This is a genomic window from Dietzia sp. NPDC055340, assembly GCF_053645335.1.
The window spans coordinates 89,460-102,475 of sequence record NZ_JBSHML010000008.1 but is presented as its reverse complement, the minus strand read 5'-3'; the positions used below and the strand labels follow the sequence as shown (position 1 = coordinate 102,475).

12 protein-coding genes are annotated in these 13,016 nt (G+C 71.7%); 7 read left to right on the top strand and 5 right to left on the bottom strand.

What is annotated here, in order from left to right; genetic code table 11:
* Positions 1 to 38: 38 nt before the first annotated feature.
* Positions 39 to 1,319, bottom strand: a complete 1,281-nt coding sequence (locus tag ACWIFB_RS07930) for a reverse transcriptase family protein (RefSeq protein ID WP_454057893.1) — start codon at positions 1,317 to 1,319, stop codon at positions 39 to 41.
* Between the two features lie 307 nt (positions 1,320 to 1,626).
* Between ACWIFB_RS07930 and ACWIFB_RS07925 the strand changes: the two genes are divergently transcribed.
* The 5 genes from ACWIFB_RS07925 to ACWIFB_RS07905 all read left to right on the top strand — a co-directional run bounded on the left by ACWIFB_RS07925 (position 1,627) and on the right by ACWIFB_RS07905 (position 7,906).
* Entirely contained in the window at positions 1,627 to 2,631 is a 1,005-nt protein-coding gene (locus ACWIFB_RS07925) for a hypothetical protein (protein WP_454057892.1), read from the top strand.
* Between the two features lie 99 nt (positions 2,632 to 2,730).
* On the top strand, positions 2,731 to 3,759 hold the full coding sequence (locus ACWIFB_RS07920) for an FUSC family protein (protein ID WP_454057891.1): 1,029 nt from the start codon (positions 2,731 to 2,733) through the stop codon (positions 3,757 to 3,759).
* A gap of 114 nt (positions 3,760 to 3,873) precedes the next feature.
* Positions 3,874 to 4,815, top strand: coding sequence for a DMT family transporter (locus ACWIFB_RS07915; protein WP_452100688.1), 942 nt, complete (start codon positions 3,874 to 3,876; stop codon positions 4,813 to 4,815).
* 4 nt (positions 4,816 to 4,819) lie between these two features.
* The gene (locus ACWIFB_RS07910; RefSeq protein ID WP_452100689.1) at positions 4,820 to 5,818 is read left to right on the top strand and encodes an ADP-ribosylglycohydrolase family protein; all 999 of its coding nucleotides are present in this window, start codon (positions 4,820 to 4,822) and stop codon (positions 5,816 to 5,818) included.
* A 60-nt stretch (positions 5,819 to 5,878) separates the two neighbouring features.
* Entirely contained in the window at positions 5,879 to 7,906 is a 2,028-nt protein-coding gene (locus tag ACWIFB_RS07905; RefSeq protein ID WP_454057890.1) for a DUF2339 domain-containing protein, read from the top strand.
* On the opposite strand, the gene ACWIFB_RS07900 is transcribed toward ACWIFB_RS07905, so the two are convergent.
* The 3 genes from ACWIFB_RS07900 to ACWIFB_RS07890 all read right to left on the bottom strand — a co-directional run bounded on the left by ACWIFB_RS07900 (position 7,861) and on the right by ACWIFB_RS07890 (position 9,716).
* Positions 7,861 to 8,322: a hypothetical protein gene (locus ACWIFB_RS07900; RefSeq protein ID WP_230931134.1), complete on the bottom strand. Its 462-nt coding sequence runs from the start codon at positions 8,320 to 8,322 to the stop codon at positions 7,861 to 7,863. The genes ACWIFB_RS07905 and ACWIFB_RS07900 overlap by 46 nt on opposite strands.
* Before the next feature lie 109 nt (positions 8,323 to 8,431).
* The gene (locus ACWIFB_RS07895) at positions 8,432 to 9,013 is read right to left on the bottom strand and encodes a PGPGW domain-containing protein (RefSeq protein WP_454057889.1); all 582 of its coding nucleotides are present in this window, start codon (positions 9,011 to 9,013) and stop codon (positions 8,432 to 8,434) included.
* A gap of 73 nt (positions 9,014 to 9,086) precedes the next feature.
* Positions 9,087 to 9,716, bottom strand: a complete 630-nt coding sequence (locus tag ACWIFB_RS07890) for a hypothetical protein (protein ID WP_452100693.1) — start codon at positions 9,714 to 9,716, stop codon at positions 9,087 to 9,089.
* On the opposite strand from ACWIFB_RS07890, the gene ACWIFB_RS07885 reads away from it, so the two are divergent.
* Together ACWIFB_RS07885 and ACWIFB_RS07880 are read left to right on the top strand one after the other, a co-directional pair.
* Positions 9,715 to 11,187: a cytochrome P450 gene (locus ACWIFB_RS07885; RefSeq protein WP_454057888.1), complete on the top strand. Its 1,473-nt coding sequence runs from the start codon at positions 9,715 to 9,717 to the stop codon at positions 11,185 to 11,187. The two genes, ACWIFB_RS07890 and ACWIFB_RS07885, sit on opposite strands and share 2 nt — an antisense overlap.
* A 129-nt stretch (positions 11,188 to 11,316) precedes the next feature.
* The gene (locus tag ACWIFB_RS07880) at positions 11,317 to 11,928 is read left to right on the top strand and encodes a putative glycolipid-binding domain-containing protein (RefSeq protein WP_344992280.1); all 612 of its coding nucleotides are present in this window, start codon (positions 11,317 to 11,319) and stop codon (positions 11,926 to 11,928) included.
* Positions 11,929 to 12,014: 86 nt separating this feature from the next.
* On the opposite strand, the gene ACWIFB_RS07875 is transcribed toward ACWIFB_RS07880, so the two are convergent.
* The gene (locus ACWIFB_RS07875; RefSeq protein WP_454057887.1) at positions 12,015 to 13,001 is read right to left on the bottom strand and encodes a prephenate dehydrogenase; all 987 of its coding nucleotides are present in this window, start codon (positions 12,999 to 13,001) and stop codon (positions 12,015 to 12,017) included.
* Between the last annotated feature and the right edge of the window lie 15 nt (positions 13,002 to 13,016).

Here is a 13,016-nt window from a genome sequence, read left to right as displayed (position 1 = left end):
GGCCGCGGCGGCCCGCGCTCGTCACCGGGACGGGCGACTCAACTCGCCCAGTCGACCTCGTCGGCCATGCGCAGCAGTCGCTCGCGACGGACGGGATCACTCGCGCCGACCCAGGCGATGAGCCCAAGGACGTGGGCTCGGAAGTCCGGGTGTCCGGCGCGGTTCTGGGAGGAGGCGCCGGAGCGGCGGGCGTTGTGGAGGAGCGCGCGGAGGTTGTCGTACTCGACGCGGCTGACCCGGGGGAGGTCATTGACGACGAGCCCGGCGAGCGTCTGGCGCTGGTGCGCCCGCATGACGCGCACCTTGCCCGCGTGGACGGTGAACCCCTCGGAGGCGATCACCTTGAGCACGACCCACAGCGCCCGGCCGGCGTTCATCTCGTGCCCGGATAGCGCGAGGTCATCGCCGTAACGCGTGTAGGTGAGTCCGTTGGCCGCGGCGTATCCGTACAGGCGTCGATCCAGGGAGCGCATCACCAGGTTCGACAGATGTGGAGACGTCGGCGCCCCTTGCGGGAGATGTCGGCCGCGGAGGTAGGCGGCGTGCTCGGAGGGGACGCCGCGGAGCTTGTCCGCAGGGGTCGCGGTGGTGCACAGGTCGGCGAGAAGCCGGGCGACCGCGGGCGGGTATCCGGCTCGGCGGAACACGTCTGCGATCCGCGGGGCGGTGATGCTCTCAAAGCAGTGACGCAGGTCCGCACGCAACACGATTGGCTTCGCGGAGTGCGGCCACGCGAAGTCGGCGGTGGACGACCCCGGGACGAACCCCTTGGCAGCCCGGTGAGCGGGGATCCGCGAGACCAGGTGCCGCAGGATCCGCCGCTGCACCTCCCGCAGTCGCGGCTTGGGTGCCTCGATGACGCGGACCCCGTCCCGCTTCTCCCGCGTCCACACGCGATAGTGGGGCAGGCCGGGAGTCGCCGTGCGCAGCCAGCCGCCGTGATCGGCGAACCACTCGAGCTCGCCGATGGTGAGATCCAGCCATTCGGCGACGTCGCGCGCCGTGCGCAGTGCGGGCAGCCCGTCGAAGGCCGCGGCGGGCCGAGCCGGCTCGGACACGTCGAAGGACAGGGCACGCGTTGCCGGCGGGGCGGTCCACGGAGCCAGCACTCGCCGCAGGGTCTCGGCCGGGTGCCGGGGTTCGCGCGGGAGCATCAGCAGCGACGGGAGTACCTCGCGCGCGACGTCGCCCGGTAGGACGGCTTCGAGGGCCCGCAGGAGTTCCGGCCAGGTCCAGCCGGTGTAGGTGCGGGAGAACCATGCGGCGGCGTCGCCCACTTCGGCAGGGGACAGTCGCGCGGGCGGGCGTGGCTCGGTCATCAGACAGCGGGACCGTGGCCGGCGGGCGAGGCGACCCTGAACTCGTCTCGGCGGTGCCGATTCGCACGCGGAGCGTGCCGTGCGGCACCGGACGCAGGAACTAACTGTGATGTGTACCCAGGGGTTGCCCCTGAGACGGATCGGATCGATCCACTCTCGCCTCGCCCGCCGCCCACGCCGCACAGTCTGCCAGGGATTCGCTGCTGACCTGCGGCGCCCTGGAAGCACTGTGCAGGGCACCGCAGGTCAGAGGGTGGCGGCCCTGCCGAACCGCCTTCACGCGACGCCGCGGGTTACCCTGCAGCCCATGCGTGTCTCGCCTGACGGAACCTTCGACGGGCTGCGTCCGTCGCACCTGTGCCGGGCGGCGTGCCGGGTCCAGGCGGGCCACGGGCCGATGCGTCTGCACGTCGCGCTCCACCCGGTCATCGACTACCGGCCCTACATCTCGGCGTCTCCCGACGTCTTTCCGCCCGGACACTCCGGCTATGACCAGGGCATGGCTGCTGACCTGCAGATCCCGGCGGAACTGCACGATCAGATTGAGACGTGGATCGAGGAGTTCAAGTCGAACTTCCTTCACCTCGGGGACCGCCCGGTCGACCAGCCGGTGTGGCGCGACGGCTTCGACGAGATGGCGTGGCTCGACCGCGGCCACGAGCTCGCCCGGCGGCTGGGTGAGCACTATCCGGAGCACTTCGTGTTCTGCTGCGCGGAGAAGTACGTCGTGTGCGGGCTCGCCGCGGACCAGTTGGACTATGTCTGCGCCCTGACCGGCCACTACAAGCGAGAAGTCGGCTGGCGGATGCCCGGCAACGAGCCCGACCCGGACGTGCCCGCCGAGCTGAAACTCATGCCCGAGTACGGCGTCGAGTGGGGTCTCTGGGCCGGTGCGCTGCCGTACCACCAGCCGCCCCGGCTCCGTTCGGGCCAGGGGCCGATTGGTTTCGCCACGCCGCGCTCGCTGGGTCTCACCGCGGAACTCGAGGAGCGACTGCGAGTGTGGAACGAAGAATGGCGCCGCGGCTTCCTCGATTACGACTCCGACGGCGTGGATACCGGGCGTGACCTGGGACTTCCCGGCTACGGTTACGGGTTGCCGCGCTGGAGCGCCGATGTGGATCCCGTCGCCTGGTACCGCGAGGGGCGGACGATCGCCGCTCGGCTGGCAGCGGAGCTCCCGGGCGTGACGGTGCGACTCACCGCGGTGCGGTACGTGTGCGCGCCGCGGCTGCCCCTCGTCGCCAGGATTTTTGACGACGACGAGTTCTTCAGTCGCGACGCGCAGGGCTCCGCCTGGATGCCCGTGTAAAGCGACAACCGGCCGACCGGCCGGGTCCGTCCATGGGAGGGGTGATGGCCTCCTGCGCATTCGCCCTCAACTCTCCGTAGTTTGTGCCACCTTTGCATCGTGACCTCAACAACGGGTGCGATTCCGCAGTCCAGCACGGGAAAGCCCGATACGCGCATCGCGGTGGCGGCGTTGGCGGCGATACTCGTCCTCGCCCCGATCGTCGTGCTGGACCTGTCGTCGTGGAAGTCGAACGGCTCGCTCTGGTATCTGGGCATGCTTCCGGCACTCATGGGGCTGTTCGCGGGTCGTCGTCTCGCCTTTGCCGCAGCCGCGCTGACGCCGGTGATTGTCGGGATCTCCCTCCTGCTGCGCGACCTGCCGCCTGTTGTCGGAGCCGCGTACATGCTGCTGCTCGGCGTGGCGACGGGGCTCTCGGCCCGGCGGGGGTGGCATGTGATGATGTCCTTCGCTGCCCCGCTCGCCGCCCTCGCGTTGATAGGGGATATGCACGTGGCGCTGCCGTCAGGCAGGTATTCGGCGGACGCCTCACCGGAGTCGATCCTCATGGTGATGGTGGTTCTGCTGATCGGTGGTGTGTGGACTGCGACGTTCGGGGCGTTCGCGATCAACAAGGTGCATGTCACCCCGCCCGAGGCTGTACCGAATCGGACCTCCGTGTACTTCGCCGCGGCGATGGGAGGACTCGTAGCGCTGACCTCGTTCATCTCGTTGACCTGGCTGCCGCCCAATTCGTGGTGGATCGTCCTGACCATGTACGTCGTGGTCCAGCCCTACTACGCGTCTGCGATCACTCGGGTTAGCCAGCGTGTAGTCGGGACCCTTGTAGGGTCGACGGCCGCTGCGGTTGTCGTGGTCGCGTTCCATCACCTGCCCGGCCTGATCGCCGCGCTCGCCGCAGTGCTGACCATCCTTGCGGCGTGGGCCAACCTGCGACTGCCGTACTGGGTGTTCGTCACATTCCTCACCCCGGCGGTGGTCCTGCAGACCGCCGGGGGGACCCACGATGTTGCGCAGGCGATCGCCGATCGCGCCCTTTACACGCTCGTCGGCTCTGGCCTGGCAATAGTCGTGATGGCTGGCGGCCACAAGTATCTGGTCCGGCATCCCCGGCCGCAAGAGACTTGAGTGGCTTGACGACGTCTTGGTGGCCAACGCGCACAGTGGAACCGCGACTGGAGCTCCGGGGGTGGCGCGCCCTGTATGACGACGACGAGGTCGGTCGCTTCGTAGCCTCAGCACATGCCCGCCCCTGCTCGAGACGCCCACCGCCGCACCGCCGGCCATCTGGCGTCGGTGGCTCTGGTCGTCATGTGGAGCTCAGGATTCGTGGGGGCCGAGCTCGGGATCCGCGCGGGCGGCACCCCGCTACAGCTGCTGAGTTGGCGGTTCTCGATCCTCGCGGTGATGCTCGTGACGGTCTGCCTGGCGTTGCGGGTCGACCTGACGGACCGACGGGCGTGGGGCCGGCAGGCGGTCATCGGGCTGCTCAGCCAGGCGGGGTTCCTCTTCCTGATTTTCGAGGGCGTCAACCAGGGGGTCGACGGCGGGACGGCGGCCCTCATCGCCTCGCTCCAGCCGCTGCTGGTGGCGACGGTCGCGGGGAGGATCCTGGGCGAACGGATTACCCCGACCATGTGGATCGGCATGGTGCTGGGGCTGGCCGGCGTGGCGGTGGTGGTCTCCGGGGACCTGGGCGGCGGGTCCGCGCAGTGGTGGGCCTACCTGCTCCCGGCGGCCGGGATGCTCTCGCTGACCACCGGCACGGTCCTCACCCAGAAGCTCAGGCCGACCGAGTCCCTGCTGCAGTCCATCACCATGCAGATGGTGGTGACGGCCCTCGCGCTGGTGGCGGTCTCCGTGGTGGCGGGTCAGACGCCGCTGCCGGCGGAACTCGACTTCTGGCTGGCCGTGCTGTGGCTGGTGTTCCTGTCCACGCTCGGCGGCTACGCCATGTTCGTGTACGTGACCCGCACCCGCGGGGCCACCGTGGCGAGCGTGCTGCTCTACCTCACCCCGCCCACGACCATGCTGTGGGTGTGGCTCATGTTCAGTGTCCCGATCACCGTGATCGCGGTGGTGGGGATGGCCATCAGTGCGATCGGCGTGACCATGGTGCTGCGCTCCCGTTCGGCTGCTGCCGCTCAGGGCGCGCGGAACCAACCCATCGACTCGGAGGGCTGACGGCATGACAACGGGCGACAAGACGACCGGCGAGGACCAGGCAGCTCTCCGGGATCGAGTGGCCGGGGTGATGATCGGCACGGCGGTCGGCGACGCGCTCGGAGCGGGCTACGAGTTCGGCTCGGCGCCGCTGGGCCCCGGCGGCCCGGACATGATCGGCGGCGGGCTCGGCGGATTCGCACCCGGCCAGTGGACGGATGACACCACCATGGCCTGGTGTGTCCTCGACGCGGCCTCCCGCGGTGACGGACTGCTGGCCGAGGGGGCGCTCACCACGATCGCGCGGCACTTCCGCCGTTGGTACGACTCCGGCCCGTCGGACATCGGTAATCAGACCCGTGCGGTCCTGCACGCGGCCGGATCCGAACCCACCGCCGCCGCGGTGCGTGAGGCGGCTGTCCGCTTCTCGGCCCGGCATGAGCGCTCCGCCGGGAACGGCTCGCTCATGCGCACTGCTCCCGTCGCGCTCGCCCACCTGGGTGATCGGGAGGCCATCGCCCGAGCGGCGACCGAGGTGAGCGCGCTGACGCACGCGGATCCGAGCGCCGGCCAGGCTTGCCTCCTGTGGTCGCTGGCGATCGACCGCGCGGTCCGGGAGCGGGTCTTCGACATCCGTAGTGGGCTGGCGTTCCTGGACGACGACGAAGCCCGCTCCATCTGGGCGAGCCGGATCGACGAGGCAGAGCAGGAGCTGCCCTCGCGCTTCACTCCGAACGGGTGGGTGGTCACCGCGCTCCAGGCCGCGTGGTCGTCGATCCACCACACGCCGGTGTCCGCCGATGACCCGTGCCGGCACGCTGCCGAATCGTTGGCCACGGCCATCGCGATCGGCGACGACACCGACACCGTCGCCGCGATCGCCGGCGGGTTGCTCGGCGCGCGCTGGGGTGCCTCGGCGTTCCCGACCCGATGGCGCGAGATGATTCACGGCTACCCGGGACTGACGGGCGACGATCTGGCCGCGCTCGCCATCTCCACTGCTGGGCTCGACTCCGGCGGCTGACGTGTGGCTTGTCGGCACTATCCCGTAGACGCCGGGCGCGGCTCGGGAGAAGATTCAGGGGTGAACCCCGAACAGCCTGACCAGGTACAGCGAACACTGGCCGATCTCGACGCCCGCCTGGGCCGGATCGCCGGCGAGGTGGCTGAGATCCGTGCGGGGTTGTCGGCGCTTGACACCCCAGCCGCGGCGCCATCGCCGCAGGGGGCGGGGGAGACGGCCGCGGCCGCGCCACCACGCGAGGCGACGCCCGCTGCCGGCCCGGCCCCGGCGCAGGCGAGCGGTCCGTGGCGCCCGCAGGCTCCCGTCCCGCCACCGCACCAGGGCGGGCCGTGGCGGCCGGGGCCTTCGCCGATGGGCGCCCAGCCGAGCCAGCCCGGCCCGCGTCGGGGCGCCCCGCCAGGCCAGCCCGGCCCGCAGCCGGCTCAGCCCGGCCCGTGGTCGCCGCAGCCCGCCGACCGGCCGTGGCGGCCCGTGCCGGCGCAGGGTCGGCCCGCCCGGCCCTCGCGCATCAACGCCGCCATGGTCATCGCCGCGATCGGTGGCGCCATCATGCTCGCGGGCGTCGCGTTCCTGCTGGTCGTGGCAATCCAGGCCGGACTGTTCCCGCCGATCGCCCGCGTGATCGGCGCCGCGGTCCTGGCCGTCATTCTGGTGGGGCTGGGCCTGCGGTTGCAGTCGCGGCACGAGGCCACCGAGGGCCGGCCCGTCAACCCCGGCGCGCTGGCGCTGGTGGGGACCGGCCTCGCCGCGGCGATGCTCGACGTGATCGCCAGTTCCGTGCTCTACCAGTGGATCCCGGGGCCGGCCGCCTACATGTTCGTCGGCGGCCTCGCGCTGGTCGGGATGATCCTGGCCCAGCGCTGGAGGTCCGCGGTGCTGGCCGGGCTGGTCGCGGCCGGCACGATGGCGCTGTCCCCACTCATCTCGAGCGGCCCCGAGCTGCCGATCTTCTTCGTCATAGTCGGCATCGCCACCGCTGTGCTCGCCGCTGAGCTCGGCCTCGTGGTCCGCCTGATCTGGTCGGTCCCGCCTGCGTTCATGCTCACCGGCTACCTCGCCTCCTCCGACACCGGCCCCGAGGGTGACCAGATCGCCCTCATCGTGGCCGCGCTCGTCTTTGCCGTCGTGACAGTGGCGGTGGCCTGGTACGACTCCTCCCGCAGGGAACCGGTGGCCGAGTACGCCGCCCTCGTCGTCGTCCCCGGCGCCGTCCCCCTGCTCACCTTCCAGGTCCTCACCTACCTCGAACCGGGCTGGCCCGTCGGGGTCGTCCTCGCCGCGGCGTACCTGGGGCTGGCCTACGTCTTCGGGCGGCCGGTGGGACGGGCGGCGGTCGCCGCCGGCGATGCGCGGCGCGGGGCCGGCTTACTGCTCGCCGCGGTGACGGGGTGCGTCGGCAGTGTGCTGCTGGTGGCCGCCTGGGGATCTCTCGACGGCCAGGCCACCACGGGTCTGGCGCTGACGCTCACGGCGATCGCGTACGTGCTCGCCGCCGGGCGGTGGGCGCGGCCGTGGCTGGAGTGGGTCGCCGGGATCGTCGCGGGGCTCGCCCTGCTGGTGTACATGGGGGTCAACCAGCCGCAGCTCGCACTGAGCGAACGGCTGGCGGTGCGCGAGTTCACCTACGTCGACGTGGCGGCCTCGTTCGCCCTCGCGGTGCTGGCGGTCGTGGTGACCTGGTGGCTCGGGCGGCGACTGCCCGGCGCATCCTCGCGCGCGGTGATGGTCGGGGCCGTGGTGGCGCTCGCGGCGTTGTCGGTGATGCTGGTGGCGGCCGGCGTGGTGCTCGGCGACCTGGCCGGCGATCCGCGCAACGGCTTCCTGGCCGCGCACCTCGTCGTGACCGTGCTGTGGATCTGCTGCGCCGCGTGGCTCGTGCTCACCGACAGCCCGCGCGTGGCCGACGCGCGCAAGCTCGGGTTCGTGCTGGGCGCGCTCGCGCTCGCTAAACTCCTGTTCCTCGACCTCGCGACGCTGCCCGGGTTGTTCCGGGTGTTGTCGTTCATCGTGGTCGGCGCGGTCATGTTGGCCGTGGCGGTGCGCTACCGCAGCGACACGGACCCGTCGGGCAGCGGCTCGCCGACGTAGATCCGGAACGCGCGGGGCCTCGCCCCGGACATGAGAACTTCCACCTCCGGGTGGTCGACCTCGTCCGGGTCGTCCGACGGCAGGCTCCACACCACCTCGCGCGCCGACGTGAGCTCGTGCAGCGCTGTCCGTGTCGCGCGGACCCAGCGCACGTGTTTGAGCGCGGGCTCGTCGCGCAGCTCGTCGTCGGCCAGTTCCTCGCGGTCGCGCAGGTCGACCATGAGGCGTTCGCCGTCCGGCGCCTCGTACGCGGTGCATACGTGGTTGACCAGCACGGCCAGCGGCCACGACGGCCCCGAGCCGAGCAGGTCGATGATGATCATCCGGGCGTCGCCCACCTGGCTGGGCGTCGGAGTGGTGAGGACCTGCATGCGGTCGGCGACGTCCTCGGTGATCTCGATGAGCTGAACGGTCACGACGAAAGCCCCTTCTCTCGACGGGACGGTCGGCAGGGGGATACGCGGCGCGGCCCGGACAGTCCCGACTGTGACCTAGATCATAGTAGATCGCCGGGCCTGCCGGGTATCAGCGAGGTGACGATCCGGGGCGACTCGGGGCGTGCGCCGGTTCGGCACCGTGGCGGGCGTCGCGGCGCTGCTGCCGCTCGAGCCGCCGGGCGGCGTGGCGCTCGTTCTCGCGCTCGACCTCCAACGCGTGGTCGTACGGGCTGCCGCGGAACCGGCGGAACGAGTAGATCAGCAGCGCCAGGGCGAGGGCCGCGGAGAAGAGGAGCGTCGCACCGGTGCCCCAGCCGCCGACGAGCCACAACTCCGGCGACAGTGGCCACCACGCGGGCGCGGGCGGGTGGATCCCCCAAAAGACGCCGATCCCGGCCAGCCAGGCCACGCCGAGCAGCGATGCGGCGATGCGCGGCCACGTCTGAACGCCACGCGAGGCGCCCTCCATGGCCAGCCGCTTGACAGGATCGACGCGCTTCTCGAACCACGCGTACTGCTGGGAGAGCACGACCATCCCGGCGAACAACATGAGCAGACCGGGGCCGGGTAGGAACAACGCCGCGATGCCGAGCACCACGAGCGCCCATCCCAGGGTCTCGAGGGCGAGCCGCTTGATCGCGACGTAGCCGAGTCGTTTCACGGGGACCATCGTGGCAGAAAATCCGCCGTGGCTGCGTGCGAGCGGGGGAGCGGCCGCACCCGGGGTCACGCGAGAGACCGCGTCAGGCGGGTACGACGGTGCGGAAGTCGCGGGCGGCGCGCACCCCGGCCTCGATGTCGACCTCGGGCCAGCCGTCGGGGGCGTGGAGGACGGCCGCCAGATGTTCGGCGGTGAGTTCGGCGCCGGCGGCGATCAGTGCGTCCACGGCGTCCCGGTCGGGCGCGTCGAGCAGGGTGTCGTCGGCGAGGCCGTCGATGATGTCGCGCAGCGCGAGCGGCGTGGCGGGGAAGAGTTCGGGGTCGAATCCGTCGTCGACCGGTTGGTCCAGGCGCCACCACCGGCTGCCGTCCCAGCCGTACAGGAAGCCCAGGTAGGTGTCGTGGGAGCGCGCGTGCTCGACGCCGCGCCTCCACCAGCCTGGGGCGTCGCCCACCAGGTCGGTGCCGGCCTCGCCGCCGCGGCCGCTGCCCTCGGTGAGGGAGAACTCGTGGTGCCAGCCGGCGAGCAGCGCGCGGCCCTCGCCGGGGCGCACGAGCGCCATCCACATGTCCTCTTCGCCGACCCAGTGCAGGGCGGCGGCGGTGGGGCGGTGGTGCTCGAGTCCGACCGCGGCGCGCACGGCGGCGTCCACGGCCAGGAGTGAGACGATGTCCTCGGGCGTGGCGTCCATGTCCACGGGGAGCAGAGCCATGTGTCCCACGGTAGGCGCCGAGGGCGACGACGACGAGACCATTGTGATGAACGTCCGGCGACCCGCCGGTTTCCGCCGGGCGGCTGACGCGGTCTGGCCCGACCGGCTGCGGGGGACGCCCACCGCTCGTACGGTGTCCGACATGGACACTCGTCTTCCTCCGGGTCCGCGGCTGCCGAACCTGCTGCAGGCACTGCTCGCGCTGTCGGTCCCCGTCGTCCTCTTCCCCGCGGCGGCGAAGCGGTACGGGGTGCCGTTCACGCTCACGATGCTGCCGCAGCGGCGAAAGATCGTGGCGGTCTCCGAGCCGGCGCAGGTCAAGGATGTGTTCGCCGGCTCGCCGTCGGTCTTCCACGCCGGTAAGGGCAATGACCTGCTGCGGCCGCTCCTGGGTGTGCACTCGCTGCTGCTCCAGGACGGCGGCGACCACGCCCGTGCCCGGCGGTTGCTGGCGCCGGCGTTCGGGCGCCGCGAGATCGCCGGCTACCGCGGGCTCGTCGAGCAGGTCACGGCCCAGCAGTTGGACCGGTGGCCGCGCTCGGGGCGGGTGCGTGCGCACGTGCTGCTCAACGAGCTGACCCTCGAGGTGATCCTGCGGGTGGTGTTCGGTGTCTCCGACACCGCGCGGCTCGATCGGATGCGACCGATCGTGGCCCGCGCCGTCGACGCCGGCCCCGTGGTGATGATCGGCCTGGGGATGCCCGCGTTACGCGGGATCGGGCCGTGGAAGCGGGAGGTCCGCGACCTGGCGGCCATCCACGAGTTCCTGGGGGAGGAGATCGAGCAGGCCCGCCGCGACCCGGCGCTGGCCGAGCGTCGCGACCTGCTGGCGCTGCTCGTGCGGGCCTCCGCGGAGGACGCGCAGGGTCTGACCGACGCGGAGTTGCGCGACCAGCTCATGACGCTGGTGGCCGCCGGGCACGAGACCACGGCCACCGCCATGGCGTGGGCGATGCTCGAGCTGGCCCGCCACCCGGGCGTGCAGGAGCGCTGCGTGGACGAGATGGCTGCGGCCGGCGCCGACGAGGACGGGGCTGCCGCGGGCGACACCGAATACCTCGACGCCGTCATCAAGGAGGTGCTGCGCCTGCACCCGGTGGTGCCGATGGTCATGCGGGAGCTGCAGGAGCCGGCCACCGTGGGCGGGCGCGAGTACCCGCGTGGGGTGACGATCTCGCCGTCGATCGTCCTGGCGCACCGGTCGGACGACTCCTACCCGTCGCCGCAGGACTTCGACCCGCAACGCTTTCTCGGCGACGTGCCCACGCCCACCACCTGGCTGCCGTTCGGAGGCGGCGCGCGGCGCTGCATCGGTGCCTCGTTCGCGATGATGGAGGGGCAGGTCATCCTCCAGCAGGTGCTGCAGCGGTACCGGCTCGTCCCGGTGGGCCGCGGCCGCGAGTGGCCGCGTTCGCGCAACGTCACGCTGTACCCGTGGCGGCGGGCCCGCGTGGAGCTGCAGGCGCGCTGACTCCGCGGGCGGTATCGCACGTCCCCGAGGTAGTCGAGGCCACGTCGGCGGCGGGAAATCAACCGGTGGCGGGCGCCCGGAACGTGGACTGATGTGCGTTTCGGTGTCACTTTCCCTACCGTGGAGTCTGTGAACGCTTCTCAGTCGCCCGCGCCGCTGTCCGAAGCACAGCGTGCGTCGGCTCCCCGCATGTACACGTGGATCTCTGAGACCGGCAGGGTTATCGAGCAGGTCAGAGTTCTCCCGAAGGGTGACGCGACCCGCGCCCGGGGGCGTATCGTCTCGGCGACCCACTCGGATCACGACGCCTTTACGGTCGAGTACGAGGCGGAGATCTCGGCCGACTGTTCGCCGCGCCGCGTGCGTCTCACCGTGACCACCGAGGAGTACGAGCGCACCATCGATCTGGTGTGCGACGCCGAGGGGTCGTGGCTGCTCGACGACCCCACCGACACCCGATCCCGCGTCGGCGGCGAGGGCGTCAAGGACGTCGACGTCACCTACAGCGTGTTCTTCGCCAGCCTCATGATCCGCCGCCTCGGCCTGAACACCCAGCAGGGCTCCGCGGAGGCACGCGTGCTGTCGGTGGACTCGCTGACCCTCGAGGTCACCGAGGACACGGTCACCATGTCCTCCGATGACGAGCACATCCACGGCATCACCGCCACCGCCTCGACCAGCGCGACGGTCGACGCCGACGGCATGATCCTCGACGTTCCGGGCCTGAGCCGCCGCGTCTGATTCGCCCGGACTGAGCCGGGACTCATCGGCCCGGCCGCGGCGCGCCTGCGCATCTCGATGCGTACGCCCCTCGTCTGAAGAGCGGATCAGTGGGCCAGGCGTACCGCCCGGCCCTGCGAACCCGCGGCCCGCAGCACGTCCAGCCACCCCGGCGCGCCGGGACGGATCGTGATCGCGTCGTCGGTGACGGCGTTGTCGTCGTCATCGTCTCGTCCGGCGTCACCCCGGCCCACCTGCACGTCCTCGTAGGCGCGGCGCGCGCGGTGGCCGTCGTCGATCAGCGGCCCGAGCGTTCCGTCCGTCGCCAGCGACTCCCGCGCGGCGGCCAGGTCGGCCAGACACTCGTCCAACACGCAGAGCAGCGCGTCGCGGTTGGGCTCGCAGATCGCGCGCACCAGGTCCGGAGCGGTGCCGGCGACGCGGGTGCCGTCGCGGAACGAGCCCGCCGCCAGCGCCAATGCGAGGTCGCCGCCGCGCGCCCCGGCCAGCGCGAGCGCCTCGGCCAACACGTGCCCGACGTGGGAGATCCGGGCGACGGCCGCGTCGTGTTCGGCGGAGGTGGCCGAGATCAGGCGCGACCCGCAGTCGCCGGCCATCGCCGCGACGCGCTGCCAGGTGTGGGGGTCGGCGTCGTCGTCGGCGGCGACGAGCCAGGTCGCGCCGCGGAACAGGTCCGGGTCCGTGGCGTCCCAGCCCGAGTGTGCGGTGCCCGCCATGGGGTGCCCGCCGACGAACCGCGCCGCCAGGCCGCGCCGCCGCACCGCCTCGAGGACGGGCCGCTTGACGCTGATCACGTCGGTCAGGGCGACGCCCGGCGCGTGCTCGGCCACCGCGTCCAGCGTCGCGTCGAGGGCGGGGAGAGGGACTCCGACGACGACGAGGGCGTCCTCCCGCGCGGCCCGACCGAGGGTGTGGGCCAGATCCGTGGAGACGTCGAACCCCGCAGCCGTGGCGGCCTCCGCGGTGGGGGCCGACCGGTTCCATCCGAACGCCCTGTCAGGCCCGAGCGCCCGCATCAGCGACCCGCCGATCAGACCGACGCCGAGCACGCACACGTTCCTCGCATCCGTCACCTGACAAGGTTCTCA

Coding starts and splice junctions, on each gene's coding strand:
- ACWIFB_RS07885 (WP_454057888.1), top strand. CDS start 9,715: ATGTGTCCCACGGTAGGCGCCGAGGGCGACGACGACGAGACCATTGTG.
- ACWIFB_RS07925 (WP_454057892.1), top strand. CDS start 1,627: ATGCGTGTCTCGCCTGACGGAACCTTCGACGGGCTGCGTCCGTCGCAC.
- ACWIFB_RS07895 (WP_454057889.1), bottom strand. CDS start 9,013: ATGGTCCCCGTGAAACGACTCGGCTACGTCGCGATCAAGCGGCTCGCC.
- ACWIFB_RS07890 (WP_452100693.1), bottom strand. CDS start 9,716: ATGGCTCTGCTCCCCGTGGACATGGACGCCACGCCCGAGGACATCGTC.
- ACWIFB_RS07930 (WP_454057893.1), bottom strand. CDS start 1,319: ATGACCGAGCCACGCCCGCCCGCGCGACTGTCCCCTGCCGAAGTGGGC.
- ACWIFB_RS07910 (WP_452100689.1), top strand. CDS start 4,820: ATGACAACGGGCGACAAGACGACCGGCGAGGACCAGGCAGCTCTCCGG.
- ACWIFB_RS07915 (WP_452100688.1), top strand. CDS start 3,874: ATGCCCGCCCCTGCTCGAGACGCCCACCGCCGCACCGCCGGCCATCTG.